Consider the following 26,156-nt stretch of genomic DNA (forward strand, 5'->3'; position numbering starts at 1 on the left):
CATCGATTGAGCCGCGTCGCATGCAAGCCTGACTATCATGGATAACAAAGGCTTTGGCCCGTGGGGCCAGGCGTAGGCGAACAGGAGAAGGTCATGTCCGAGCACACCACTACCATGTTGATCATTATCGGCGCCGGGGTGGCGCTCATGCTGATCGGCTTCGGGCTGCGCGACCGCAATCTCGGCATGGGGCTGATGGGCATAGGCCTGATCACGGCCCTGGGCACGATCATCTACAAGGCCTACATCACCTTCTATTGACCGCCAGCCGCGGCCGGCCGGACTTCAGCCCTGCTGCGTCTTGCGCGCCGCGCGCGCCAGTAGCGTGTCCAGCTGGTTTGCGAAGGCCTTGCGGTCGGCCTGGCTGAATGCGGCCGGGCCGCCGGTATCCACGCCGCTGGCCCGCAGCTCTTCCATCATGTCCCGCAGCGCCAGCCGCTCCCGGATCGTTTCCGGCGTATAGCGTTCGCCGCGCGGGTTCAGGGCCATTGCGCCTTTCTCCAGGACTTGCGCGGCCAGCGGGATGTCGCCGGTGATCACCAGGTCGCCCTCGGATGCGCGCTCGGCGATGTGGGCGTCGGCGACGTCGAAGCCGCGCGGCACTTGCACCGCGCGGATCAGCGGCGAGGGCGGGGTGTAGAGCATCTGGTTGGCCACCAGCGTCAGCGGCAGCTGCCAGCGCTGGGCAGCGCGGAACAGGATGTCCTTGATGACTGCGGGGCAGGCGTCCGCATCGACCCAGATGTGCATGCGCTTACTTGTCCAGCGCGTTTTGCAGCACTTCGGCCACGATGTCGTTGGTGGACACGCCGCGTTCGGCCGCCAGGGCGCGCAGCTTGTCGGCGTGGGCTTGCGACAGCTTCAGCGGGAACGGCACCAGGCCGGCGGCCTGGTCCAGCTTGCGCTGTTCGCGGCGGTCGGGCACTTGCGAGGCGGTGCCGAAGCGGTCCGGGGTGGAGGCTTGCTTGAGCTGGCCGGCCAGCTTCAGGGCCTGGTTTTTCTGCAGATCGAATTTATTCATGGAGATTCCTGGTAGGGAGCGCAATCATAAGCGCAACCGGCTTTATTGCGGCTTGGCCTGTTCAAGCTTGGCCAGCCCTTCCTGGGCGCCGTCGTGCAGCGGCACGGTCAGGCCGCGGCGGGCGGTCGCCAGGCCCACCTGAGCGCCCTGGGCCGAGCCCGCGGCCAGCAGGTCCTGCCCGGTCACATAGACCGCGCGCACGATCACCAGGGCCTCGTCCCGGGTCAGGTCCGCGGTGGTGAGCAGCAGCGCCGCCATGCCCACGGTGGAGATAGGCTCCGTCTGGTTGGGGTAGGTGCCGGCGGCGATGTCCAGCGGCATCAGCGCGTTGTCCTCGGCCCCGGTCAGCGTCTTGATGGCGGCAGGGTCCAGCGGCAGCAGCTTCAGTCGCGCCTGGGTCAGCGCATCGCGCAAGGGCGTGGCGGGCACGCCGATGACCTGGGCGGCGGCGTCGACCTTGCCGGAGTTCAGCGCAGGCAGGGACTCTGTGAAGGGCGTATCGGCCACGGTGTAGTCGCGGCCGGCTTGCAGGCCGTGCGCGGCCAGCACGGTTTCCAGCGTGGCGCGCACCGCCGAGCCTTCCGGTCCGAGGGCGATGGTCTTGCCCTTGAGATCGCGTACGCCGCGCAGGGCGGCGTCGTCGCGGACCACGATATGGACCAGTTCCGGATACAGGCTGCCCAGGGCGCGCAGACCGGTGAAAGGCCCCTGGCCGGCGAACGGCCCCTTGCCGTCATAGGCGAGCCGCGCCGTGTCGGCCTGGGCCAGCCCCACCACCGCGTCGCCGCTGCGCAACAGCGCGATGTTCTCGGCGCCGCCGCCCGTGATCAGCGGCGAGACCCGGATCTGCTGCTTGCGAGCGACGTCGCTCAGGGCGCGCGCGAACGCCACATACTCGCCGCGGTCCGGACCGCCGGCGAGCGGATAGCCCTGTTGCATGCGGGCCAGCCGGCCGTTGATGCGCGCCACGGAGCGTTCCAGTTCCTGCTGCACTACGTGCTGCGCGGTGCTGGAGGCGCTGTAGGAAACCGAATGGGTGATCTGGTCCAGCGTGTCCAGCAGCTGGCGCGTGACGGGAGGCGGCGCGCCGGTGTCCAGGTTGGGCGCCTCGGCCGCCTTGAAGCCGGCCGGGGTCACCAGCTTCCAGGTGTCGCCTTCCTGGCGGTAGATGGCGCTGGCGTGCGCGACGATGCGGTCGCCGGCCTGGTTGCCGCCGGATTTCACGCCGCTGATGCTGCGCGGACCTGCGCCCAGCAGCGTGACCAGCGCGGCGGCGCCGGGCTGGTCCCAGGCGCCCAGGGTGATGTTGCGCGCCAGGTCCAGTTCGACGTCGTAATAGACCACGCGGCGGGTTTCGCCCGCCGGGGCGCTGCTGTCCGAGGCCGAGCCCATGCGCTTGATCTCGGCGATGCGGAACAAATCCGCGCCGTAGGCGGTGGCCAGGCTGCGTTCCACGTCGGCGCGCAGGGCGTCGGTGTCGGGCGCGCGGCCGCAGGCCGCCAGCAGCAGGCAGAAGCTCAGAATGACAAGACGTTTGAGCATGGTCACATGCCTCCCACGAACGGCAAGGAGATCAGCGAGGTCAGCACGATCACGTTGAGGATGTCGACCAGGAAGGCGCCGGTGACCGGCACGACGATGAACGCTTCCGGCGCCGGGCCGTGGCGCCGCGTCAGCGCCTGCATATTGGCGATGGCGGTGGCGGTCGCGCCCAGCGCGAAGCCGCAGAAGGCGGCCGACATGATGGCTGCTTCGTAGTCGCGCTTGAGCATGCGGAACACGACCCAGGCGGCATACAGCGCGCACACCAGGGTCTGCACCGCCAGCATCAGGGCCAGCGGGCCGGCCAGGCGCGCCACGCTGGACAGGTCCAGCGTCATCATCGTCATGCCCAGGAACAGCGACAGCGAGATGGTGCCGATGATTTCGGTGGCGCGGTCGTCCAGCTTCAGACCCAGCTTTTCGCCGCCGTTGCGGATCAGTACGCCCGTGGCCAGGCACCACAGGAAATTCGGCAGGCTGACCGGGGCGTCCTCGACCAGGGCGGCCAGGTAGCCGCCGACCACCAGGCAGACCAGGGCGGCGGTCAGGGACACGATGTAGGAGCCTGCAGAGGACGCGGGTGCGTTTTCCGTCAGGTCCGCAGGCTCGTGGCCGTCGCCGGGCGCGTGGTCCAGGCTGCCGGCCAGCTTGTGGCGCCGCATCAGCCATTCGGCCACCGGCCCGCCCACCACGCCGCCCAGCACCAGCCCCAGGGTGGCGGCGGTCATCGCCAGCGCCATCACGTCCTGGATGTTGTTGAAGTCGGCGAAGCGCGTGGCATAGGCCGCGCCCGTGCCATGCCCGCCCACCAGCGTGATCGTGCCGCCCAAAAGGCCCATCAGCGGATGCATGTCCAGCAGCCAGGCCATGCCCAGCCCGACGGCGTTCTGCAGCACCAGGAACGGGATCAGGGCCAGCAGGAAGGCAATCAGCCTGGGGCCGCCCTTGGCCAGCAGCTTGAGGTTGGCGGTCAGGCCGATGCTGCCGAAGAACAGCAGCAGCAAGGTCGGCTTGATGCTGGTTTCCAGCGAGACGGACACGCCGCCCCAGGTCGCCAGCAGGTAGGCCAGTACGGCGAACAGGAGGCCGCCGACGATGGGGTCCGGAATGCTGTAGCGGGCGAGGAAGCCGATCCTGGTGGTGAGCACGCGTCCGATGACCAGGACGAGGCAGCATGCCAGCAGTGATTGAACGGGCGTAAGCGAGATCATAGGTACCTTTGCGCCCTGTCAGGGCACGGTGAACTTTCTGGCTGTTTGAACCCTGCCGCCTCTCACGGACTGAGGCTTATGTTACGTCCGCCGCGCGGGCGGTGTACATGGGGGCAGGGGGGCGGCGCGCGGCGCGAAGCCGGGCGGGCGGAAAGCCGCGGCGCAGGCAGCCGCGGCCGGGGCGGCTAGAGCGGAAATGCGCGCGACATGTATTGCGCGCGCGGCCCGTAGCCAGCCAGTTTTTCGGTCAGGTCGGCGCTGTCTGCGCTGACCGGCAGGTAGCCGTGGCGCTGCCAATAACCCACGGCGGATTCCAGTGACACCAGGCTCGCGCGGTGCAAGCCGCCCTCATGCGCGCTGCGGGCGGCGGCGCGCAGTAGCGCCTGGCCCACGCCCAGCCCTTGCGCCGAGGGCGCCACGGCGCAGTCGTGCAGGAACCAGTGGTCGGCCGCGGCCGGCAGCGTCGCGAGCGCGACGTCCAGGGCGGGCGGCAGTCCCGCATCCCAGGGATAGGAGATCAGGTAGCCCAGCAGCGCATCGGAGCTGGCCGCGGGCTGCGCCACCCAGCAGTGCGCGGGGGCGAGCGCCAGGCGATTCTGGAAGAAATCCGCGCTTTCCAGCAGGAAACCGGGGTAGGCCAGGGTCTGGAGAGCCAGGATGGCGTCCACGTCGCTGGCCCGCATGAGCCGGATTTGATATTGCATGACAACCTGCGAAAACAAAAAACTCGGGCGCATTTTACCGATGCACGGACGGCCTCAGGCTTTACAGGGCTTCACAAATTGGGGACATAGGTTCACGGGACTTTATTGTTTTCAGGGAGGGGCTCCCTAGAATTCGCCCTGGATTGCCGGATCGTCGGGCGCGCCGCATTTTATGAAAATTCAACGACACCCTTCGCATACTGCTCGCCATAGTCCTGCATTCCGAGTCTAGAGCCATGCACATCCAATTCCGGTCCGAATCCGCCGTCCCGCAAGTGTTGACCAAATCGTATCCTCTGGAAGCGGTATGGCCGGCGGCCGAGGCGCCCGTACCGTATGACGCCTGCGTGACTTGCGTGATTCCCTGCCTGAACGAATGCGAAAACCTGCGGGTCCTGCTGCCTTTGCTGCGCAACCGCCTGGAGGCGCTTTGCACCAGCTGGGAGATCATCGTGGCCGATGACGGCAGCACGGACGGAACGGAAGCGCTGATGGCCGAATGGACCGAACACGACGGTTTCCGCTACGTGCAGCTGTCGCGCAACTTCGGCAAGGAAGCCGCGATCAGCGCCGGCCTGGAAGCCGCCACCGGCAATGCCGTGATCTGCCTGGACGCCGATCTGCAGCATCCCCCTGCTTTGATCGAACAGATGCTGGCGCGCTGGGCCGCCGGCGCCGAAATGGTCTACGCGGTGCGCGAGACCCGCGCCGACGAATCCTGGGCCAAGCGCACCGGCGCGCGCTGGTTCTACAAGCTGTTGAGCGGCGCGCGCGGCGTGGATGTGCCGGCGCACGCGGGCGACTTCCGCCTGATGGACCGCAGCGTGGTGGACGCGCTGATCGCGCTGCCCGAACGCACCCGTTTCATGAAGGGCTTGTACGCCTGGGTCGGCTTCAAGGGCGAGGCCCTGGCCTATACCCCCGAGGAACGCATGCACGGCGACAGCCGCTTCGGCAGCATGCGCTTATTCCGGCTGGCGCTGGATGGCCTGACCGCCTTCACCACCTGGCCGCTGCGTCTGGTCAGCCTGGTCGGCGTGGCCTTCGCCATGCTGGCGCTGAGCTACGCGGCCTATCTGGTCGGCGAGTACCTGTTCTTCGGCAACCAGGTCTCCGGTTGGACGACCATCGTGACGGCGGTGCTGTTCTTTGCCGGCGTAAATTTGATTTCCTTGGGCGTGGTGGGCGAGTACGTGTCCCGCATCTTCGATGAAGTGAAGGGACGGCCGCTCTTCGTCGTGCGCCGCCGGCAGGGCCAGGCTTCCCGGCCGGGCAAAGGCCTGGGCTGACATGTCCGCCACGACTTTCTGGCGGCGTTCCGACTGGACCCCGCCGGCAGGACGCTTCCTGCTTGCGATAGGCGCGTGGCTTGCCTTCCTGGCCTGGATCAGGCCCCTGACCCTGCCCGATGAAGGGCGCTATGCAGGCGTGGCCTGGGACATGCTGCGCAGCGGCTCGCATGCGGTGCCCTTGCTGGACGGCATGCCGTACTTCCACAAGCCGCCGCTCTATTACTGGCTGACCGAGCTGTCCTTCTCGGTGTTCGGCGTGCACCCCTGGGCGGCGCGGGTGCCTTCCTGGCTGGCCGCGTGGGGCGCCGTGGCGGCCCTGTATTGCTTCGTGCGGCGCTACCGAGATACCGAGACCGCCGCATTGACGGTGCTGGTCCTCGCCACCATGCCGTTCTTCTATGGCGGCGCGCAGTTCGCAAATCTGGACATGCTGGTTGCCGGCCTGATCACGCTGTGCGTGCTGGCCGCCGTGGACACGGCGCTGCGCGTCGAGCGCGGGCAGGCATGGCGCGCGATGGCGGTGGCGGCCGGCGTGCTGGCGGCGTTGGCGGTCTTGGCCAAGGGCTTGATCGGCCTGGCGCTGCCGGGCGCGATCCTGCTGGTCTGGCTGCTGTGGGAGCGGCGCTGGCGCGGCCTGGCCGCGCTGTGCTGGCCGCCTGCGCTGCTGGCGTTCGTCGCCGTGGCGGCGCCGTGGTTCTTGCTGATGCAGCTGCGCTATCCCGGTTTTTACGACTACTTCTTCGTCTATCAGCATTTCCAGCGTTTCGCGGCCAGCGGCTTCAACAATGCGCAGCCGTTCTGGTTTTATCTGCCGGTGATTGTCGGGCTCAGCCTGCCCTGGTCGCTGTGGGGCGGCGGCATATTGCGCCAGGCGTTCTGGGTGGGCCCTACGCGCAGCCTGCGGCGCCTGGCTTTGGTGTGGTTTGCCGTCGTGCTCGTGTTTTTTTCGCTGCCGCAGTCCAAGCTCGTGGGCTATGTCCTGCCGGCGCTGGCGCCGCTGGCTTTTCTGCTGGCTGAAGTGATCCAGGGGGCCAGGCGCGCCGATGCCGAGGGTGCTACTCGCCTGGTGCGCCTGAGCGCGGTCCTGGCGGCGGGCATCTGCGTCATCGCGGTGGGCATTGCGGCGAACAACGCGCGCGGCAGCGCGGAGCCGCTGGCCAGGGTGGTGCGGGAACAGGCGCGGCCGGACGATACGTTCGTCTCGCTGCACACCTATCCCTTCGATCTGGCGCTCTACGCAAGGGCGGCGCGTCCTGCGTGGGTGGTGGACGACTGGCGCAACCCGGAGGTCCCCGTGCGCGACAACTGGCGCAAGGAGTTGTACGACGCCGCCCAGTTCGATCCCGAGACGGGCGGAGAGGTATTGCTCAGTCCCGCGGAGTTCACCGCGCGTCTGTGCCAGGCGGAGCAAGGCGCGCGTTTCTGGGTGTGGGGCACTGCGGCCGACAACCCCACCTATCCGCCGCTGCAGGGGCTGGCGCCGGTGGTGAGCAGCGTGAAGTACGTGATGTGGCGCGTCGACGTGGACGCGGCGTTCAGGCAGCGGGTTTGTGGCGGAATGCCCAGAACCGGCTGACGATGAAAGTCGCCACGGCAAGCCCGAGCAGGATCAGCGCCAGCAGGATGTCGTAGCGGATGGCAGTGTTGTGCAGTAGCCAGGCGTAGGTGGCTTCGTTGATGAGAAAGCCTGCGGCTGACACAAAGAAGAAACGGCGCGCTGCTACCGTCCAGGGAGTTTTGGAATGTCGGAATGTAAGCCGGTAATGGCCGGCGAAGGACACTGCGAAGGCGATCAGCCAGCCCACGAGGTTGGCGGCCAGGGGCGGCAGGCGGAAGAGTTCGACGCAACCCACGGCGACAGCCCAATGGGTGGCTGCGGCCGCGCATCCGACAGCAATGAAAGTGCTTACTTGTTGCAGCAGGGCGCGCATGAAAGCCGTGAAGATAAGGAAGTCAGAGGTATAGCGATGAGCAAACGTATCGTTGTCTGCGGGGACGATTTTGGCATGAATGCCGACATCGATGAAGGCATGATTGCGCTGGCCGGCATGGGCCGCCTGAGCGCGGTCAGCTGCCTCGCGCTGGGCCCTTCGTTCGCGGCCAATGCGAGGCGGCTGGCGCCGCTGAACGTGGATATCGGCCTGCATGTGAACTTCACCGAATCGCTCATGCCCGGCGCCGAGCCCATGCCGACGCTGAGCCGGCTGATCCTCAATGCCTACACGGGCAGGCTGGACGGAGGGTGGATCGAGGCGCAGCTGGAGCGTCAGTTCGACGCCTTCGAGGCCGCGTTCGGCCGCGCGCCCGACTATGTCGACGGTCACCAGCACGTGCATCAACTGCCCGGCATTCGCGAGCGCCTGCTGCAACTGCTCAAGCGCCGTTACGGCGCCCGTATGCCATGGCTGCGCCAGACGGCGCCGGGCATGCAGTTCGGCATTCCCATGAAGGAGGCCATCAAGGCGCGTGTCATCGGCGCGCTGGGCGCCGCGGCGTTGGCGCGCCAAGCGCGCCAGGATGGCATGCGCACCAACCGCCGGCTGCTGGGCGTCTATGGTTTCGCAGGCGGCAAGCGCCGCTATGCGGATCTGCTGCAGAACTGGCTGTTCAATGCGCGCGACTGCGACCTGCTCATGTGCCATCCGGCCATGGGCAACCAGGACGGCTGCGCCATGTCACGCCAGCGCCGCGCGGAATTCGACGTGCTGGCCAGCCCCAAGCTGGGCGACTGGCTCAACGCCAACGGGGTGCATATCTCGCGCTTGCCGGCCACGGCGCGCTGATCGGCTGCAAGGTCGTTGCGGCGCGGGCTGGCTCTAGCCGCCCGTCAGGCTCTGCAGCAGCCAGGCGCCCGCAGGTCCCAGCGCGCGCCGCCGTGACCAGACCGCATCGACGCGGATGTGGCGCGGCCAGCCCGGCGACTTCAACTCCACCAGCTGATCCTGGCCGAAGCGCTGGATCATCCAGCGCGGCAGCTCGGTCCAGCCGAATCCGCGGCTGGCCATTTCCAGCAGCATCAGATAGCCGGGCGCCGACCAGGTCGCATAGGCAGGCTCGGCGTCCTTGTCGCCCAGCTCGTAAGTGCTCAGGCGTAGCGCGCGTTCGGACTTCAGCTGGTCTTGCGTGACCTGCGGCAGCTGGGCCAGCGGATGCCCGCGGCCCACGCACAGGACGATCTCAGACAGCTCTGCCAGCGTCGCGTGCGCCACGTCGGGCGGGTAGCTGTCCTGGGCGGCCATCAGTCCCAGGTGCGCGCGGCCCTGCTGCACCAGCGCCACCACGTCCTCGTATTCCGCGATCAGGCATTCGAAGCGCAGCGCCGGATAGCGCTGGTCGATCTGGCTGAGCATGGTGTCGAAGGTCTCGGACTGGAACGTGTCGGACAGCACCACCGTCAGCCGGGGCTCCAGGCCCTCGGCCAGCTGGCTGGCGCTGCGGTTCAGCCGATCGTTGGCAGCCAGCACTTGCAGGGCCTGGCCCAGCAGGACCTGGCCGGCCTCGGTCAGCGCGGGCTGGCGCTGGCTGCGGTCGAACAATGTCACGTTCAGGTCCACTTCCAGGTTGGCGATGGTTTCACTGACCGTGGACTGGCTTTTCCCGAGCTTGCGGGCGGCAGCCGAAAACGTGCCTTCGGAGGCGACCTGGGCGAACGCCGCCAGGGATTCCAGGGAGTGGCGCATGGGTGGGATGTCCGATGTTATCGGTTTTTCCGATGAAAACTATCTTTATGGTAACGGAAATATCGTCGAGAATCCCTGCCACTGAGTATCAACCGACCGCAGGTGGGTCATGACGCAAGCCAAGAAATCCATTAAAGAACGTTTCCTCCACGCCTTTCTGTTCGAAATCATCGCCATCGGCCTGTGCGCCCCGGCGGCCGCCTGGGCCATGGGCAAGTCCCTGTTCGAAATGGGCGTGCTGACGGCAGTGATCGCCTGGATCGCGCTGGTCTGGAACATGATCTACAACGCCGGCTTTGACCGCATCGAGAACCGCATGGGCTGGACCCGCACGCTGCGGCTGCGCGTGGTGCATGCCTTCGGCTTCGAGCTGGGCCTGATCCTGATCGTGATCCCGCTGGCGGCCTGGTGGCTAGACATCAGCCTGTGGCAGGCCTTTGTGCTGGATATCGCGCTGGTGCTGTTCTATCTGCCCTACGCCTTCCTCTACAACCTGGCCTATGACCGCTCGCGGCCACGGGTCCTGCAGTGGCTGGCCCGCCGCAAAGGGCAGGCCGCGCCGGCCGTCACGCGTCAATCACCTTGCGCGTGAACATCTCCAGGTAGTCCATCAGCGAGTCCGCGCCCTTGATGGCCGCGGACTCGTTGCCGGTGGCGATGCCCTCGGCCATCAGCATGTGGCGGCGAGCGCCCTCGGCGATGTCGCCCTCGTGCTGGTAGGCGTACCAGAAGCGGCGGCACTGGATGATCAAAGGGGCCACCGCATTCACGGCCGAGGCGTTGCGGCAGGCCTGGTGGCAGACGTGGTCCAGCATCTGGTCGGCATGCATGTAGTTGTCGAGATTGCCGCCTTCCGCCGCCTGGATCATCTGCGCCGCGCAATCCACGATCTGGCTGCGCTGCGTCGGGGTGGCGCGGCGCGCGGCGCTGGCCGCGATCAGCTGCTCCAGCGCCCGGCGGGTCTGGATCAGATCCATGTGATCCGCCAGCTGGATCATGGACACGCGCAGGCCGCGCCGCGGTTCCTGGCGTATCAGCCCGGCGGCCACCATGCGCAGCAGCGCCTCGCGCAGCGGCGTGCGTCCCAGGCCGGTCATTTCCACCAGATCCGCTTCCACGACCGCGCTGCCCGGCTGCAATTGCAGCGTGGCGATCATGCTTTCGATCTGGTCGTAGGCGACATCGGCGGCGCGCCGTTTGGATTCTGCTGCTGCCATCAACTGTTGTTTTCCTTCGTTTTGCGCCACTGCGTGTAGGCCAGCCATTCGCCGACGAATCCGCGCCGGAAGAACGACACGCACAACACGAAAATCAGTCCGATGACGATGGTGACGATGTCGCCCAGGGTGGCAAGATAGTTCTGCAAGCTGACGACCAGCGTCGCGCCCACCACCGGCCCCCATACCGTGCCGATGCCGCCCAGGAGCGTCATCAGCAGCACCTCGGTGGAGGTGGCGAGCGAAACGTCGTTCAATGCAACCAGCTGGAGCACCAGCGCCTTCAGCGAACCGGCCAGGCCGGCCACCGAGGCCGACAGCACGAAGGCCAGCAGCTTGCACCGGTCTGTATCGTAACCTAGCGATATGGCGCGCGGCGCGTTGTCCCGGATGGTCTTGAGCACCTGGCCGAAGGGCGAATGGATCACCCGGTAGACGAACAGAAAGCCCAGCACGAAGACCCCAAGCGTGAAGTAATACATGTTGGCGTCCACGCTCAGGTCCACCAGGCCCAGGAACTTTCCGCGCGGGATGCCCTGCATGCCGTCCTCGCCGCGCGTCCAGCCCACCTGCACCGCCATGAAGTACGCCACCTGCGACAGCGCCAGCGTGATCATCGCGAAATAGATGCCGGTGCGCCGGATCGCCAGCCAGCCGATGGCCCAGCCGATGGCCGCGGCCATGGCCACGCCGCAAGCGATGGCGATCTCGGGCGGCAGGCCGCAGGCGCCGAACAGGATCATCATTTCGCCGGCCGCGTAGCCGGCCCAGCCGAAGAAGGCGGCATGGCCGAACGACACCAGGCCGGTAAAACCGGTCAGCAGGTTGAAGGCCAGCGCGAACAGCGCAAAGCACAGCACCTTCATGACGAACACGGGATAGACGATCTGCGGGAAAAGCGGCACCAGCAGGGCCGGCACCAGCAGCAGCGCCAGGATGCGGATCGAGGAGGGTATGCGCTGCACCTTATTTCTCCTTGCCGAACAGGCCGGCGGGGCGCGTCAGCAGAACGATCGCCATGACGATGAAGACGACCACCGTCGAGGCTTCGGGATAGAACACTTTGGTCAGCCCTTCCAGCAGGCCCAGCGTCAGCCCGGTGACGATGGCGCCCATGATGGAGCCCAGCCCGCCGATCACGACCACGGCGAACACGATGTTCAACAGGTTCGAGCCCATCAGCGGGTTGATCTGCATGACGGGCGCGGCCAGCACCCCGGCCACGCCGGCCAGCGCCACGCCGAAGCCGTAGGTCAGGGTGATCATCACTGGCACGTTCACGCCGAAAGCCTGCAGCAGCCTGGGGTTCTCGGTGCCGGCGCGCAGCATGGCGCCCAGGCGGGTGCGTTCGAACAGATACCAGGTGGCCAGGCACAGCACCAGGGACGCCACCACCACGAACGCGCGATAGGCCGGCAGGAACATGAAGCCCAGGTCGAAGCCGCCCTGCAGAACCTCGGGCGGCTCATAGCCCACCCCTGAAATGCCGTAGAAGTAGCGAAAGCCGCCTTCCATCATCAGCGCGATGCCGAAGGTCAGCAAGAGGCCGTACAGGTGGTCCAGGTGGTACAGGCGCTTGAGCAGCGTCTTCTCGATCACGACGCCCACCAGCCCCACCAGCAGGGGAGCCAGGATCAGCGCGGCCCAGAAGTTGATCTGCACGCCCGGCCCAAGCAACTGCGGCAGCTGGGTGAAGCCGATCCAGGCCAGGAACGCCGCCATCATGAACTGGGCGCCGTGCGTGAAATTGACGATGTTGAGCAGGCCGAAGATGATGGCCAGCCCCATGCTGAGGATGGCGTAGAAGCAGCCGTTGATCAGACCCACCAGCAGTTGGGCGAGCAAGGCGGAAAGCGAGATGTCGAACATGGTAGGCGGCGGGCGGAAAGGTGTCGCGTCGATTTCCGGGAAGCGCGCGGCGGTGCGCCGCGGCCATGGCAGCCGGCGCCGCACGCTGTGCGTGCGGCGCGTGGCGGCATCAGGTCTTGTTCAACGAGCACGCGGCCTGGGGCTTGGGGAACACGTCCTCGCCCTTGAGCACCGACTTCACGTTGTAGTAGTCCCACGGCGCCTTGGACTCCTTGGGCGTCTTGACCTGCAGCAGCAGCATGTCGTGCACCAGCGCGCCGTCGGCGCGCAGCTTGCCGTTGCGGATCACGGCGTCGTTGATGGTCATTTCGCGCAGCTTGGCCATCACGGCGGGTGCGTCGTCGGTGCCGGCGGCTTCGATCGCCTTCAGGTACGACAGCGTGGCCGAATACACGCCGGCCTGCGAGGCGGTCGGCATCTTCTTGGCCTTTTCAAAGAACTTCTGGGCCCAGGCGCGCGAAGCGTCGTCATAGTCCCAATAGAAGGCTTCGGTCAGGTACATGCCCTGCGCCTTGGCCAGGCCCATGCTGTGCACGTCCGAGATGTAGGTGAGCAGCGGCGCCACGATCTGCTTCTTGTTGATGCCGAACTCGTTGGCCTGCTTGACCGCGTTGACCGTGTCGTTGCCGGCGTTGGCCAGCGCGATCACGTCGGCCTTGGAGGCCTGCGCCTTCAGCAGGAACGAAGAGAAGTCGTTGCCGGGAAAGGGATGGCGCGACACGCCCACCACATTGCCGCCGTTCTCCTGGATGACTTCGGTGCCGTCCTTTTCGAGCGAGTGGCCGAAGGTGTAGTCGGCGGTGATGAAGTACCAGCTCTTCTTGCCTTCCTTGACCAGCGCGCGCGCGGTGCCGGCGGCCAGGGCGTAGGTGTTGGTGGTCCATTGGGCGTTCAACGGCGAGCACTTTTCGCCCAGGATCGCGGTGGACAGGCCCGCCGACGGCATGGTCACGCGGTTCTTCTGCTTGGCGATTTCCATCACCGCCAGCGCGGTGGACGCGGTGGGGAAGTCGGTGATCATGTCGACCTTGCCCTGGTCGAACCATTCGCGGGCCAGGTTGGCCGCGACGTCGGGCTTGTTCTGGTGGTCGGCGGAAACCACTTCCACCGGCTTGCCCAGCACCTTGTTGCCCATTTCCTCGGCGGCCATGCGGGCCGCGATCACAGAGCCGTTGCCGGCCAGGTCGGAATAGACGCCGGACAGGTCGGTCAGGACGCCGATCTTGACCACGTCATCGCTGACCTTGGTCTGGGCCTGGGCGGCGCCGATCATGCCGATGGCGAACAGCGCTGCTGAGATTCGATTCAATTTCATCTGACTACGCTCCGTGTAGGAAGGGGACTGCGGTCGGAAGGAATGCGTCTGGAAAACTCAAATGCCGAGCAGGGCGTTCAGCCTGTCCTGCGATTGCTGGACTTCGGCGCGGTCTATCACCGCCACCACCTGGCCGTGCTCGATGACGTAATGGCGGTCGGCCAGGTGCTGGGCAAAGCGGAAGTTCTGCTCGACCAGCACTGTGGTGTAGCCGCGCTCTTTCAATTGCCGGATCACGCGACCCAGGGACTGCACGATGACGGGGGCCAGGCCTTCCGTGATTTCATCCAGCAATAGCAGGCGGGCGCCGGTGCGCAGGATGCGCGCCATCGCCAGCATCTGCTGTTCGCCGCCCGACAGGCGCGTGCCGGGGCTGTGCGCGCGTTCTTTCAGGTTGGGGAACATGTCGTAGATCTCTGCCACCGACATGCCGTCCGGCCCTACCGAGGGCAGCAGCATGAGGTTTTCCTCGGCGGTCAAGGATGCATAGATACCGCGCTCTTCAGGGCAATAGCCGATGCCGCGGCGCGCGATCTTGTGGGGCGGCAGGCCGACGGTCTCCTGGCCCTGGATCCTGATTGAGCCGCTGCGCCGGCCCACCAGGCCCAGGATGGACTTCAGCGTGGAGCTGCGGCCCGCGCCGTTCCTGCCCAGCAGGGTCACGCATTCGCCGGGCTTCACGTCCAGATCGATGCCGTGCAGGATGTGCGATTCGCCGTACCAGGCGTGCAGGTTGCGGATCTCCAGCATGCTGGAGGCTGCGGCGGCTTCATTCATCTTCGGCTCCCATGTAGGCTTCGCGCACCGCCGGGTTTTCCGATACGGTCGCGTAGGGGCCTTCGGCCAGGATCTCGCCCCGCTGCAGCACGGTGATGGTGTCGGAGATGTCCGCCACCACTTTCATGTTGTGTTCGACCATGAGGATGGTGCGGCCCGCGCTGACCTGCTTGATCAGATGCTTGACCCGGTCCACGTCCTCGTGGCCCATGCCTTGCGTCGGTTCGTCCAGCAGCAGCAGCTCGGGTTCGAGCGCCAGGGTGGTCGCGATTTCCAGCGTGCGCTTGCGGCCATAGGGCAGGTCGCCCGCGGCCACGTCCAGGTGCGTGCGCAGGCCGACCTGATCCAGCAGTTCCTCGACGCGGTGGTGCAGGCTTTCCAGCGTGCGTTCCGACCGCCAGAAGCAATAGTCCACGCCCAGCTTGCGCTGCAGGGCCACGCGCACGTTCTCGCGCACCGACAGCTGCGGAAAGACGGCGGAAATCTGGAACGAGCGCACGATGCCGCGACGCGCGGTCTGCGCGGGGCGTTCCTGCGTGATGTCCACGCCGTCGTACAGGATCTCGCCGCGCGTCGGGATGTGGAACTTGGTCAGCAGATTGAAGAAGGTGGTCTTGCCCGCGCCGTTGGGGCCGATGAGCGCGTGGATGGCGCCGCGGCGCACGCTCATGTCGACGTTGTTGACGGCCACGAAGCCGCGGAATTCCTTGCTCAGGCCCCGTGTCTGAAGAATGATGTCGCTTTGCATGATGTCCGTTGGGCTTGCTGGGGACAGGCCCTGGCGCGTCGCGGTCCCGCCACGCGCCAGGAGGTTCGTGCTTCTTCCGGAGCCCGGCCTTACTTCGACTGGTACTGCGCGGGGCGCTTGGCCAGAGAGGCCTGGATGATGGCGGCGCAGCGTTCGCGTTCGGCGCCGGCCAGCGGCAGGCGCGGGCGGCGCACGTGCTCATTGCCCACGCCGGCCAGGGTCTCGGCCAGCTTGATGTTCTGCACCAGCTTGGTCGAGACATCCAGGTGCAACAGCGGCGTGAACCACTGGTACAGCGCCAGCGCTTCCTGCCACTTGCCGGCCTTCATCAGGTCGTACAGGGCCACGGTTTCGCGCGGGAAGGCGGTGACCAGCCCGGCGAGCAGGCCGTCCGCGCCCAGCGCCAGCGCCTCGAACGACAGGTCGTCCACGCCGATGAACAGCTGATAGCGCGTGCCTAGCGCGTTGCGCAGGTCGGTCAGGCGGCGCACGTCGTCGCTGCTTTCCTTGATGGCGACCAGCCACTTGCAGTCGGCCAGTTCGGCCATGTGCTCGGGCTTGAGATCCACGCGGTACGCGACCGGGTTGTTGTAGATCATGCAGGGCTTCTGCGCGGCCTCGGCCATCGTGCGGATGCTCTGCATCGCTTCGCGCGAGTCCGCCACGTAGATCAGCGAGGGCATCAGCATGAAGCCGTCCACGCCCAGTTCCACGGCGGCCTTGATGAAGCGCAGCGCTTCGCGGGTACTGGTCTCGGACACGTTGGCCAGGACCGGAATGCGGCCGGCGCTGACTTCCACCGCGCAGCGCGTCACTTCCAGCTTTTCTTCCAGGGTCAGGGTGCTGGCTTCGCCCAGCGAACCGCAGGTGACCAGGCCGTGTACGCCGTTGTCGATCAGGAAGCCGAAGTGCTTGCGCATCGCCTCGAAGTCGAGGGTCTCGTCGGCATGGAACTTACTCGTTACGGCAGGGAAGACGCCCTGCCAATGCACGTTACTCAACTGGCTTCTCCTCAAGATGCCGTCGCTTCAATGGCGGAGCGGCGAGCAGGTGCAAAGTCTAATATCTGATAAATATATTTAGAAGATATTTTGATTCGGGGATTTCCCGGGGCGGGTCAACCCGGGGGGATTTCCCAGGAGGGCATTGCTTTCGGCGTGGGGCCAGCGCGGCGCGTGTCTTTCCGCGGGGCGGGTCACGAAAGGGAAGCGCGCTAAGGAGGCATGGGCAGGCAGTCCGAGCCTGCCGCGTCGACGCGGAGGGCTGTCAGCCTGCCTTGCGCGGATACGCGCGGCTCGCGTCCTGCATGAAAGTCTTCACCGCGGTTTCATACTGCGCGCCGCTGCGGAAGGCGCCGGAATGCGAGGCGCCTTCGATCTTGACCAGGCGCTTGAGCTCGGGCGCGACGTTGCTGGCGGCGGCGTAGAGCTCGTCGCTCATGGTGTGCGGCACCACGCGGTCGGCGGTGCCGTGCATGAACAGCATGGGCGTGTGCATGCGCGCAAGCTTTTCCACCGAGGCGAACGGCTGCGTGACCAGCAGGCTGGCGCCGGGCACCTTGCCCCAGCGCAGCGTGGCAAGCATCGCGCCGATGCTGGTGAAGCTGGATTCCACGATCAGGCCGGCGAACGCCGGTTGTTCGGGGCGCGCGGCCAGGTCGATCGCGATCGCGCCGCCCAGGCTGTGGCCGTAGATGAAACGGCGCGCCGGATCGGGCTGGATGCGGGCCAGCTCCTTCAACCCGGCCATTGCGTCTTCCAGCGCGCTTTCCTCGGACGGCAGGCGCGGGGTCGAGGCGCCGAAGCCGCGGTAGTCGATAGCCAGCACGGAATAGCCCATGCGCGTCCAGCCGTCGATGCGGAAGGCGCTGCCGTTCAGGTTCCAGCGTGCGCCATGCAGGTACAGCACGGTGGGCGCGCCGGCTTGGGGACTTTGCCAGTACCAAGCGCGCACCTTGTCGCCGCCGGCCAGCGTCAGGTCGTAAACCTGGGTGCCGGCGGCGGGTTCGCGCCACCACGTTTGCGGTTCGGACTGGGGGGAGAAAATGGTCTGCCGCTGCCAGGAATCGAGCTGGGTGCAGCCGACGACGCTGGCGCCGGCCAAGAGGGCAACGGCGAACAGGCGGCGGGGAGAGAGGCGGGGGAAGGCTGGCATGGATTATCTGACCCGGGCGAGGCGGCTGGGTTCCGGCATCAGCATACTTCGGGATGGACTTCGCGGGTCAGGGCCAGCCAGGCCTGGGCGGCATGCGACAGGTAACCGCCGCGCCGCCACACCTGCACCATCTCCCAGTCCGTGCCGGCATCGCGCAGCGGCACCCGCGCCACGCCGGCGTGCAGCTCTTCGCGGGCCTTCAGGCGCGGCAGGAAGGCCACCCCCATGCCGGCCGCCACCAGCGCCGCGATGAAATCGATCTGGCCGCTGCGCGCGGCAACGGCAGGGGCGAAGCCGGCGCGCTGGCAGGCGTCGTGGATGATGCGGTTCAGGGCGAAGCCCGTCTCGAACAGAATGAAAGGCGTGTCCCGCAAGTCGCTCAGCCCGACAGTTTCAGCATGCGCCTTGGGGTGGTCGGCCGGCATCAGCGCCACCAGCGGCTCGCGCGCCACGGGCTGCCATTCGAAGATGTCGGGCACCGGTTTGAGCGAGGCGGCCAGTTCGATCTCGCCGGCCATCACCATTTCCTCCAGCCGGCGGCTGCCGTGTTCCACCAGACTGATTTCAATCTGCGGATAGCGGCTGCGAAAGCGCGCAAACATGGGTGCGAACAGCGTGCTGCTGCCCAGCGGCGGCAGGCCCAGGCGCAGCACGCCGCGCTTGAGCCCCTTCAGTTCGTCCAGCTCGGCGTGCAGATCGTCGCGCTGCGCCAGCATGGCGACGGCTCGGCGGTAGACGATTTCGCCGGCGGCGGTCAGCCGCGGCGGCTGGGCGTGGCGGTCCAGCAACGGCATGCCCAGTTCGTCTTCCAGTTGCCGCACGGCTTTGCTCACGGTGGGCTGGGTCGCGAAGATGGTCTTGGCGGCCTGGGAGAAACCGCCCTGGCGGACCACTTCGACCAAGGCGCGCAGGGGACGCAGTTCCATGTTTATGCCTTATTGGAATGGCCTGAATTCAACGAATTCATTTTATCTATGGGCGGCGCAGGCGTAAAACATCTGCTTGCCGCAGGAACTTCGTCTCATGTCTCGCCCACGTCTCGCCATTCTTCTACGCAGCAAGCTGCGCCGCAGCCGCGTGCTGCAAATCTGCCTGCTGGTCCTCTTCTCCCTGCTGGGTCAGGCGCTGGCCCAGTTGCTGGGGCTGCCCGTGCCGGGCGGCGTCATCGGCATGGCGCTGGTGCTGTTGCTGCTGGCCACGCGCCGCCTGCGGGTGCGCAACGTGCATCGCGGCGCCAGCTGGCTGCTGGGCGAGATGCTGCTGTTCTTCGTGCCGGCCGTCATGTCGCTGCTGGACCACCGCGAATTCCTGGGCGTGCTGGGCCTGAAGCTGCTGGCCGTCATCCTGCTGGGCACGGCCCTGGTGATGACGGGCACGGCCTTGACCATCGATCTCTGCTACCGCTGGATGAACCGCCATGCCAGCTGATTTCAACTTGTTGTTCTGGCCCGCCGCGACGGTGCTGGCCTATGTCTGCGCGCGCCTGTTCTACCGGCGCTACGCCTACTGGTGCACGTCGACCCTGGTGGTGGCGCCCGCGCTGTTGCTGGCGCTTGCGCTTGCGCTGCACACCGGCTACCGGGACTACATGGCGGGGTCGCACTGGCTGATGGCGATGCTGGGGCCGGTCATCGTCGCCTTCGCGCTGCCCTTGTATGAACAGCGCGCGCTGATCCGCCGTTACTGGCCCGTGCTGGTGGCGGGCGTGGCGGTGGGCAGCCTGATCGCAGGCGCCAGCGCCTGGATGCTGGGCAGCTTGCTGGGCCTGTCGCCGGACCTGCGCCTGAGCCTGCTGCCGCGTTCGGTGGCCACGCCGTTCGCGGTGGCCGTGTCGTCGCACGTGGGCGGCGTGCCGGACCTGACCGCCGTCTTCGTGATCGTTACGGGCGTGTTCGGCGCGGCCATGGGCCAGTTGATGCGGCGCTGGCTGCCGCTGCGCTCGGCGCTGGCGCGCGGCGCGTTGTTCGGCATGGGTGCGCATGGCGCCGGAACGGCCAAGGCCCGCGAGCTGGCGGCCGATGAGGGCGCCGTCGCGGGCCTGGTGATGGTGATGGCGGGCCTGTTCAATGTGCTGGTCACGCCCGCCGTGGTTGTGGGATTGCTGGCCTGAGGGCCGCGTCAGTGCAGCATCTCCAGCGCGACCGGATACAGCGACGCTACCAGCAGCAGCGCCATGCCCACATTGAAGGCGCGGATCGCCCAGGGCTTGTGCAGCACGCGGCGCAGCGCCGTGCCGAAGGTCACCCAGATGCCGATGCTGGGCAGGTTGACGATGCCGCAGACTACGGTGGCGATGACCAGATTGGCGAAGAAGCCGTTCTGCGGGGTGTAGGTGGCGATCACGCCCACGGCCATGACCCAGGCCTTGGGGTTGACCCACTGGAAGGCGGCGGCCTGCAGGAAGGTGAACGGCTTGCCGCGCGTCTCGCCGTCGTCCATTTCACCTGAATTCGCGATCTTCCACGCCAGGTACAGCAGATAGGCCGCGCCCGCGTACTTCAGCACGGTGTACAACTGCGGCACCTGCTGGAACACCGAGCCCAGTCCGATGCCCACCAGGAAGATCATGAAGGTGAAGCCCAGGTTCACGCCCAGCAGATGCGGCACGCTGCGGCGGAAGCCGAAATTCAGGCCGGACGAGGCCAGCATTACGTTGTTGGGTCCGGGCGTAATGGAGCTGACCAGCGCGAACATGGCCAGGGGGCCCAGCAAGGACAGGGACATCAGAGGCACGTCGGCCCAGTTGGAGGGGAGCAGATTCATTCTTTGGTCCTGACGATGGCGCGGCGTCCGCCGGCGATGACGGCGATCACGGCAGCGGCGAAGACATACGTCGCCGGTTCCACCGATTCGCCAAACAACAATGCGGCCGCCACCACCGTCAGGAACGGTTGCAGCAACTGCACCTGGCCGACCCGGGCGATGCCGCCCACGGCCAGGCCGCGATACCAGGCAAAAAAGCCCAGGAACATTGATCCCAGCGCCAGATAGGCGCTGGCGTAGATCACCGGGGCGCTGGGCCAGCTGGCCTGCTGCGCCGCCATCCAGCCGACTGGCGCGGCCACCACGGGGGCGCTGATCACCAGGGCCCAGCAGATGGTGCGCCCGCCGCCCAGCGTGCGGGAAGCGCGCGCGCCTTCGGCATAGCCCAGGCCGCCCAGCAACACGGCCAGCAGCAGCCACAGATAGCCCGTCTGCAGGGCACCTTCGCCTTGGCGCAGCGCATAGGCCGTCACCAGCGCGGCGCCCAGCACGGCCCAGGCCCAGAAGGCGGGCGAGGGGCGCTCACCGCTGCGCAGCGCGGCAAAGGCCGCGGTCGACAGGGGCAGCAGCCCATTGAAGACGGCGCCCTGCGACGCGGGCACGGTCTGCATGGCGAGCGAGGACGCTAGCGGCCAGCCCACCACGATGCCCAGGGCGGCCAGGATCACGCCGGGCCATTCCTCGCGGTTGGGCCGGCGGGCGCGCGTCAGCCAGAGCACGGCAATCGCCGGCACGGCCGCCAGCAGCGCGCGGCCCAGTCCCACCAGTAGCGGCGCCAGCTCGCCGACCGCCAGGCGCGTCATGGGCAGCGTCAGGGAAAAGACCAGCACTCCCAGAAAACCATAGCCGTACCCCTCCCATAGCCCAGCGGGGGCGCCAGGCGCAGCCTGGGAGGTCGGATAGAAAGCGGGACGGGTCATCGCAGCCACCAAGGTAGGGGAACGCCGCGGGCATCGCGCCCATCCGCTATTGCGGGTTTTCGGCATTGCTGTCACTCTACGCATAGTTGTCGGTACAGTACCGGTACACTTTTGCATATCACTTTAATCACTGGCCTGGTGAAATCCCCATGACAGTTGCTTCCGCCGCGACCGCCTCCATGCCTTGGCAGCCCGTGCGCCAGGCCGACGCCACCCTGGTGGCGCAATTGGCCGACGGGCTGGCGCGCCGCATCGATGAACAGGGTCTGCGGCCCGGCACCCGCCTGCCGTCGATCCGCAAGATGGCCGAACAGTCGGGCGTCAGCCGCTTCACCGTGGTCGAGGCCTACGACCGCCTGGTGGCCCGCGGCCTGGTGCAGTCGCGGCGCGGCGCGGGATTCTTCGTACGGGCGCGCAGCGGGCAACTGGCCGCCGTGGCCAGCGCGGCGCCCGCGGCGTTCACGCCGCCTGCGCGGATCGACGTCGCCTGGCTGCTGCGCAGCATGTTCCGCGACACCAATCCTTCAGGCATGCCCGGCGGCGCGGGACTGCTGCCCGCGGACTGGCTGGACCCCGAGATGGTGGCAGGCGCGGTGCGCGCCGTGGGCCGCTCCGTACGCGGCCATCTGGTCAGCTATGGGCATCCCCAGGGCTTCGGCCCCTTGCGCCAGCAGATCGCCGCCTTCCTGCAGAACGACGGCGTGCCTGCGCATCCGGAACTCAATCTGCTCACGACCAACGGCGTCACGCACGGGCTGGACCTGATCGCGCGGCACCTGGTCAAACCGGGCGACACCGTACTGGTCGAAGACCCGGCATGGTTCGTCATCTTCGGCCGGCTGGCCGCCTTCGGCGCGCGCCTGATCGGCGTGCCGCGCGGCCCGGACGGCCCCGACACGGCGCTGCTCGAACAGCTGGCGGCCCAGCACAAGCCCAAGCTCTTCATCATCAACGGTTCGGTGCACAACCCCACCGGCCACACGCTGTCGGCCGGCGCCGCCTACGACATCCTGCGCATCGCCGAACGCCACGATTTCCTGGTGGTCGAGGACGACACCTACGGCGAACTGCATCCAGGCGGCGCCATGAAGCTGGCCGCGCTGGACCGCCTGAAGCGGGTGATCCTGGTGGGCGGCTATTCCAAGATGCTGGCGGCCAGCCTGCGGGTGGGCTATCTGGCCGCGAATCCCGAGATCCTGCAGAAGCTCGCCGACCTGAAGATGCTGGCCGGCCTGACCTCGCCAGAACTCGGCGAGCGGGTGATCCACCGGGTGCTGATGGAAGGGCAGTACCGCCGCCACATCGAGCGCGTGCGCCTGCGGGTGGACGATGCCCGCCAGCGGTGCCTGAAAGGACTGCTGAAACTGGGCCTGACGGTGCATCACGAGCCGCACGCCGGCATGTTCGTCTGGGCCGACTACGGTCGCGATACCGAGGCGCTGGCGCGCGTGGCGGCCGACCACGGCATGCTGCTGGCGCCGGGCACGCTGTTTTCCCCGTCCCAGGCGCCGTCGACGATGCTGCGCTTTTCGGTCACGATCGCCGATCATCGGGGCGTCTGGACCGATCTGGAAAAAATCTTCGCGCAAAACGTCTCCAGCAATCAATAATAGAAAGCTGTCTCTTTGAAGCCATTGAAGGAACCGCCATGTCCGCACCCATCAAACCCCTGACCCAGAATTTCGCCGTCGCGCCCCAGCTCGGCCCGGACGACATGGCGGACGTCGCCGCCGCCGGCTACAAGAGCGTGATCATCAACCGTCCCGATTTCGAAGGCGGCCCGGACCAGCCCACCGCCGCAGACGTGTCCAAGGCCGCCCTGGCCGCCGGCCTGCAGATCGAATACCAGCCCGTCGTGGGCAGTGCCATGACCGCCGCCGACGTGGTGCGTTTCGCCGAGCTGTTGCGCACGCTGCCCGGCCCGGTCCTGGCGTACTGCCGCACCGGCACCCGCTGCACCAATCTGTTCGCCGCCGCCCAGCAGCTGGGTTGAACGCAGGCTTGACGCGCGTCAAGGCGCGCCGGGTTCGGTTGATGTGAACCTGGCGCGTTTCCGGTAGCATGGAGGTACCTCACAAACAGGAGCAGGCAAGATGTTCAAGAAGATCCTGATTCCCACCGACGGTTCTCCGCTCTCGGCCCAAGCCGCCAATGCCGGCATTTGCTTTGCGCGTTCCGTGGGCGCTGAAGTCGTCGCGCTCTACGTGACCCAGCCTTTCGCGGCAACGATCGGTTTTGACGGCATGGCTGCCGCTTACGCCATCACCGACGAAGACTACGAAAAGGCCTCCGCCGAGCAGGCCGACAAGTACCTCAAGCAGATCACCGACCGCGCCGACACCGCTGGCGTGAAGTCCGAGTCGCGCGCCGTGTCGAACTTCAACGTTGCCGACGGCATCGTGCAAGCCGCCGCCGACGCCGGCTGCGACCTGATCTTCATCGGCAGCCACGGCCGCAGCGGCCTGTCGCGCCTGCTGCTGGGCAGCGTCACCGCCAAGGTCCTGTCGCTGGCCAGCACGGCAGTGCTGGTGTATCGCGTCAAGGAAGAAAAGAAGTAGCCTGCCGCATCGACCGCCGCGGAATGCTCTACGGAGCTGCCCCAGGCTGGTGCATGGCTACGGAGCCCCTCCCGCTGGAGGGGCTTTTTTTATCCTTGGCCTTTGCAGGGACTAGGCTTGTTTCCTGGCGCGCCGCGCGTAATATTTACGCATCAGTGCGGGCGCGGTTCCGCGATTCTCAAGCACCCTACGCGGCATGGCGCCCGCCGCGGCAAGGCCCGGTCGGGCTTGCCGTCTTCGCCCGGTAGTTCACTGCAAGGGAAGAGGCCATGACTCGCAAGACGCGTATCGAGCTTTACCGCAATATCGGCATCAGCGCCCACATCGACGCGGGCAAGACGACGACCACCGAGCGCATCCTCTTCTATACCGGCATCACCCACAAGATCGGCGAGGTGCACGACGGCGCCGCCGTGATGGACTGGATGGAGCAGGAACAAGAGCGCGGCATCACCATCACGTCGGCCGCCACCACCGCCTTCTGGAAGGGCATGGCGGGCAATTATCCCGAACACCGCATCAACATCATCGACACGCCGGGCCACGTCGATTTCACCATCGAGGTCGAACGCTCCATGCGCGTGCTGGATGGCGCGGTCATGGTCTACGACGCCGTGGGCGGCGTGCAGCCGCAGTCGGAAACCGTCTGGCGCCAGGCCAACAAGTACAAGGTGCCGAGGCTGGCCTTCGTCAACAAGATGGACCGGGTCGGCGCGGACTTCCTGCGCGTGCAGCGCCAGATCGCCGAGCGCCTGAAGGGCGACGCCGTGCCCATCCAGCTGCCGGTGGGCGCCGAGGACCATTTCGAAGGCGTGATCGACCTGGTCAAGATGAAGGCCATCATCTGGGACGAGGCCAGCCAGGGCGTGCGCTTCGAGTACCGCGACATCCCCGCCGCAATGCAGGCGCAGGCCCAGGAATGGCACGACAAGATGGTGGAGAAGGCGGCCGAAGCCAACGAAACCCTGCTGGAAAAATACCTGTCGGGCGAACCCTTGACCGAAGACGAGATCAAGCAGGGTCTGCGCATGCGCACCATCGCCAACGAAATCGTCCCCATGCTCTGTGGCAGCGCGTTCAAGAACAAGGGCGTGCAGGCCATGCTGGATGCGGTCATCGACTACATGCCTTCGCCGGTGGACGTGCCTGCGATCAAGGGCCATGACCAGCGCGACCACGAAATCGAACGGCATCCCACCGACAACGAACCGTTCTCGGCGCTGGCCTTCAAGATCATGACCGACCCCTTCGTCGGCCAGCTGGTGTTCTTCCGCGTCTATTCCGGCGTGGTGAAGTCGGGCGACTCCGTTTTCAATCCCATCAAGGAAAAGCGGGAACGCCTGGGGCGCATCCTGCAGATGCACGCCAATGAACGGCGCGAAATCACCGAGGTCTACGCGGGCGACATCGCCGCGGCGGTGGGCATCAAGGACGTCACTACCGGCGACACGCTGACCGACCCGGCCCACATCATCATCCTGGAGCGCATGGTCTTTCCGGAGCCCGTCATTTCGCAGGCGGTGGAGCCCAAGACCAAGGCAGACCAGGAAAAAATGGGCATCGCGCTGGGCCGCCTGGCGCAGGAGGATCCGTCCTTCCGCGTGCGCACGGATGAAGAGTCCGGACAGACCATCATTTCCGGCATGGGCGAGCTGCACCTGGAGATCCTGGTCGATCGCATGAAGCGCGAGTTCGGCGTCGAGGCCACGGTGGGCAAGCCCCAGGTCGCGTACCGCGAAACCATACGCAAGACCTGCAACGAGGTCGAGGGCAAGTTCGTCAAGCAATCCGGCGGACGCGGCCAGTACGGCCATGTGGTGCTCAAGCTGGAGCCGCAGGAGCCCGGCAAGGGCTATGAATTCGTCGACGCCATCAAGGGCGGCGTGGTGCCGCGCGAATTCATTCCGGCCGTCGACAAGGGCATACGCGAAGCGCTGAACGCCGGCATATTGGCGGGCTACCCCGTGGTGGATGTGAAGGCGACGCTGTTCTTCGGTTCGTACCACGACGTGGACTCGAACGAGAACGCCTTCAAGATGGCGGGCTCGATGGCCTTCAAGGAAGGCATGCGCCGCGCCGATCCCGTGCTGCTGGAACCCATGATGCAGGTCGAGGTGGAAACGCCCGAAGACTTCACCGGCAACGTCATGGGCGACTTGTCCTCGCGGCGCGGCATGGTGCAGGGCATGGAGGACATCGCGGGTGGCGGCGGCAAGCTGGTGCGCGCCGAAGTGCCGCTGGCCGAAATGTTCGGGTACTCCACCTCGCTGCGGTCGCTGACCCAGGGGCGCGCGACCTACAGCATGGAGTTCAAGCACTATGCCGAGGCGCCGCGCCAGGTGGCGCAGGAAGTGATGGCGGCCCAGGGCTCGGGCCGCTGAGTCG

At 66.7% G+C, this 26,156-nt stretch carries 29 protein-coding genes; 11 read left to right on the forward strand and 18 right to left on the reverse strand.

All coding sequences use genetic code 11. The features are described 5' to 3' along the window. Positions 1-93: 93 nt before the first annotated feature. A complete protein-coding gene (locus HV793_RS10945) occupies positions 94-261 on the forward strand; it encodes a hypothetical protein (RefSeq protein WP_042796365.1) in 168 nt (55 codons plus the stop codon). Positions 262-285: 24 nt separating this feature from the next. On the opposite strand, the gene HV793_RS10950 is transcribed toward HV793_RS10945, so the two are convergent. The 5 genes from HV793_RS10950 to HV793_RS10970 form a co-directional block, all read right to left on the reverse strand. Then, complete coding sequence (locus tag HV793_RS10950) at positions 286-750, reverse strand: YaiI/YqxD family protein (protein WP_054458451.1); 465 nt, start codon at positions 748-750, stop codon at positions 286-288. Positions 751-754: 4 nt separating this feature from the next. Then, entirely contained in the window at positions 755-1,021 is a 267-nt protein-coding gene (locus HV793_RS10955) for a hypothetical protein (protein ID WP_054458453.1), read from the reverse strand. Between the two features lie 42 nt (positions 1,022-1,063). Next, positions 1,064-2,569: a TAXI family TRAP transporter solute-binding subunit gene (locus HV793_RS10960; protein WP_054458455.1), complete on the reverse strand. Its 1,506-nt coding sequence runs from the start codon at positions 2,567-2,569 to the stop codon at positions 1,064-1,066. Further along, positions 2,566-3,774, reverse strand: coding sequence for a sodium/glutamate symporter (gene gltS, locus HV793_RS10965; protein WP_054458457.1), 1,209 nt, complete (start codon positions 3,772-3,774; stop codon positions 2,566-2,568). Before gltS ends, HV793_RS10960 begins: the two co-directional genes overlap by 4 nt. A 185-nt stretch (positions 3,775-3,959) precedes the next feature. Then, on the reverse strand, positions 3,960-4,457 hold the full coding sequence (locus HV793_RS10970; RefSeq protein WP_175213178.1) for a GNAT family N-acetyltransferase: 498 nt from the start codon (positions 4,455-4,457) through the stop codon (positions 3,960-3,962). 257 nt (positions 4,458-4,714) lie between these two features. On the opposite strand from HV793_RS10970, the gene HV793_RS10975 reads away from it, so the two are divergent. Next, on the forward strand, positions 4,715-5,767 hold the full coding sequence (locus HV793_RS10975) for a glycosyltransferase family 2 protein (RefSeq protein ID WP_119450685.1): 1,053 nt from the start codon (positions 4,715-4,717) through the stop codon (positions 5,765-5,767). 1 nt (position 5,768) lies between these two features. Then, complete coding sequence (locus HV793_RS10980) at positions 5,769-7,346, forward strand: ArnT family glycosyltransferase (RefSeq protein ID WP_119450684.1); 1,578 nt, start codon at positions 5,769-5,771, stop codon at positions 7,344-7,346. Here HV793_RS10980 and HV793_RS10985 read toward each other — a convergent pair. After that, complete coding sequence (locus HV793_RS10985) at positions 7,306-7,701, reverse strand: GtrA family protein (RefSeq protein WP_082401333.1); 396 nt, start codon at positions 7,699-7,701, stop codon at positions 7,306-7,308. The genes HV793_RS10980 and HV793_RS10985 overlap by 41 nt on opposite strands. 36 nt (positions 7,702-7,737) lie before the next feature. Between HV793_RS10985 and HV793_RS10990 the strand changes: the two genes are divergently transcribed. Continuing rightward, on the forward strand, positions 7,738-8,553 hold the full coding sequence (locus HV793_RS10990; RefSeq protein ID WP_175213117.1) for a ChbG/HpnK family deacetylase: 816 nt from the start codon (positions 7,738-7,740) through the stop codon (positions 8,551-8,553). A gap of 33 nt (positions 8,554-8,586) precedes the next feature. On the opposite strand, the gene HV793_RS10995 is transcribed toward HV793_RS10990, so the two are convergent. Beyond that, positions 8,587-9,450: a LysR family transcriptional regulator gene (locus HV793_RS10995; protein ID WP_054458464.1), complete on the reverse strand. Its 864-nt coding sequence runs from the start codon at positions 9,448-9,450 to the stop codon at positions 8,587-8,589. Between the two features lie 109 nt (positions 9,451-9,559). Between HV793_RS10995 and HV793_RS11000 the strand changes: the two genes are divergently transcribed. Continuing rightward, entirely contained in the window at positions 9,560-10,042 is a 483-nt protein-coding gene (locus HV793_RS11000; RefSeq protein WP_054458466.1) for a multidrug/biocide efflux PACE transporter, read from the forward strand. On the opposite strand, the gene HV793_RS11005 is transcribed toward HV793_RS11000, so the two are convergent. The 9 genes from HV793_RS11005 to HV793_RS11045 form a co-directional block, all read right to left on the reverse strand. Continuing rightward, positions 10,017-10,667, reverse strand: coding sequence for a GntR family transcriptional regulator (locus tag HV793_RS11005; protein ID WP_175213118.1), 651 nt, complete (start codon positions 10,665-10,667; stop codon positions 10,017-10,019). The two genes, HV793_RS11000 and HV793_RS11005, sit on opposite strands and share 26 nt — an antisense overlap. Further along, complete coding sequence (locus HV793_RS11010; RefSeq protein WP_175213119.1) at positions 10,667-11,632, reverse strand: branched-chain amino acid ABC transporter permease; 966 nt, start codon at positions 11,630-11,632, stop codon at positions 10,667-10,669. Before HV793_RS11010 ends, HV793_RS11005 begins: the two co-directional genes overlap by 1 nt. A 1-nt stretch (position 11,633) precedes the next feature. Next, positions 11,634-12,536: a branched-chain amino acid ABC transporter permease gene (locus tag HV793_RS11015; RefSeq protein WP_054458471.1), complete on the reverse strand. Its 903-nt coding sequence runs from the start codon at positions 12,534-12,536 to the stop codon at positions 11,634-11,636. Between the two features lie 109 nt (positions 12,537-12,645). Continuing rightward, entirely contained in the window at positions 12,646-13,851 is a 1,206-nt protein-coding gene (locus HV793_RS11020) for an ABC transporter substrate-binding protein (RefSeq protein ID WP_054458472.1), read from the reverse strand. A gap of 57 nt (positions 13,852-13,908) precedes the next feature. Further along, positions 13,909-14,628, reverse strand: a complete 720-nt coding sequence (locus HV793_RS11025) for an ABC transporter ATP-binding protein (protein WP_054458474.1) — start codon at positions 14,626-14,628, stop codon at positions 13,909-13,911. After that, a complete protein-coding gene (locus tag HV793_RS11030; protein WP_082401334.1) occupies positions 14,621-15,376 on the reverse strand; it encodes an ABC transporter ATP-binding protein in 756 nt (251 codons plus the stop codon). Before HV793_RS11030 ends, HV793_RS11025 begins: the two co-directional genes overlap by 8 nt. 89 nt (positions 15,377-15,465) lie before the next feature. Further along, on the reverse strand, positions 15,466-16,377 hold the full coding sequence (locus tag HV793_RS11035) for a dihydrodipicolinate synthase family protein (RefSeq protein ID WP_175161276.1): 912 nt from the start codon (positions 16,375-16,377) through the stop codon (positions 15,466-15,468). A gap of 265 nt (positions 16,378-16,642) precedes the next feature. Further along, on the reverse strand, positions 16,643-17,530 hold the full coding sequence (locus tag HV793_RS11040) for an alpha/beta hydrolase (RefSeq protein WP_119450679.1): 888 nt from the start codon (positions 17,528-17,530) through the stop codon (positions 16,643-16,645). A gap of 38 nt (positions 17,531-17,568) precedes the next feature. After that, on the reverse strand, positions 17,569-18,456 hold the full coding sequence (locus HV793_RS11045; protein WP_175161278.1) for a LysR family transcriptional regulator: 888 nt from the start codon (positions 18,454-18,456) through the stop codon (positions 17,569-17,571). Positions 18,457-18,553: 97 nt separating this feature from the next. Between HV793_RS11045 and HV793_RS11050 the strand changes: the two genes are divergently transcribed. Together HV793_RS11050 and HV793_RS11055 are read left to right on the forward strand one after the other, a co-directional pair. Next, entirely contained in the window at positions 18,554-18,958 is a 405-nt protein-coding gene (locus tag HV793_RS11050) for a CidA/LrgA family protein (protein WP_054458484.1), read from the forward strand. Then, positions 18,948-19,640 (forward strand): LrgB family protein, encoded by a 693-nt coding sequence (locus HV793_RS11055; RefSeq protein WP_054458486.1) that lies wholly within the window; start codon positions 18,948-18,950, stop codon positions 19,638-19,640. The genes HV793_RS11050 and HV793_RS11055 overlap by 11 nt, the downstream gene beginning before the upstream one ends. An 8-nt stretch (positions 19,641-19,648) precedes the next feature. Here HV793_RS11055 and HV793_RS11060 read toward each other — a convergent pair whose 3' ends face one another. Both HV793_RS11060 and HV793_RS11065 read right to left on the reverse strand, forming a co-directional pair. Beyond that, positions 19,649-20,293, reverse strand: coding sequence for a LysE family translocator (locus tag HV793_RS11060; RefSeq protein ID WP_054458487.1), 645 nt, complete (start codon positions 20,291-20,293; stop codon positions 19,649-19,651). Continuing rightward, complete coding sequence (locus HV793_RS11065; RefSeq protein WP_054458489.1) at positions 20,290-21,213, reverse strand: DMT family transporter; 924 nt, start codon at positions 21,211-21,213, stop codon at positions 20,290-20,292. The genes HV793_RS11060 and HV793_RS11065 overlap by 4 nt, the downstream gene beginning before the upstream one ends. 149 nt (positions 21,214-21,362) lie before the next feature. Here HV793_RS11065 and HV793_RS11070 point away from each other — a divergent pair, with 149 nt between their 5' ends. The 4 genes from HV793_RS11070 (at position 21,363) to fusA (ending at position 26,152) form a co-directional block, all read left to right on the forward strand. Then, positions 21,363-22,823: an aminotransferase-like domain-containing protein gene (locus tag HV793_RS11070; protein ID WP_054458490.1), complete on the forward strand. Its 1,461-nt coding sequence runs from the start codon at positions 21,363-21,365 to the stop codon at positions 22,821-22,823. Positions 22,824-22,861: 38 nt separating this feature from the next. Further along, entirely contained in the window at positions 22,862-23,206 is a 345-nt protein-coding gene (locus HV793_RS11075; RefSeq protein WP_042796377.1) for a protein tyrosine phosphatase family protein, read from the forward strand. Positions 23,207-23,306: 100 nt separating this feature from the next. Further along, positions 23,307-23,771 carry a universal stress protein gene (locus tag HV793_RS11080; protein ID WP_013391481.1) on the forward strand — a complete coding sequence of 155 codons (465 nt, stop codon included), beginning with the start codon at positions 23,307-23,309 and terminating at the stop codon, positions 23,769-23,771. Positions 23,772-24,040: 269 nt separating this feature from the next. After that, on the forward strand, positions 24,041-26,152 hold the full coding sequence (gene fusA / locus HV793_RS11085; RefSeq protein ID WP_054458492.1) for an elongation factor G: 2,112 nt from the start codon (positions 24,041-24,043) through the stop codon (positions 26,150-26,152). The last annotated feature ends 4 nt before the right edge of the window (positions 26,153-26,156 follow it).

The sequence above is a fragment of the Achromobacter aegrifaciens genome (assembly GCF_902859965.1).
Classification (GTDB): domain Bacteria; phylum Pseudomonadota; class Gammaproteobacteria; order Burkholderiales; family Burkholderiaceae_B; genus Achromobacter; species Achromobacter aegrifaciens.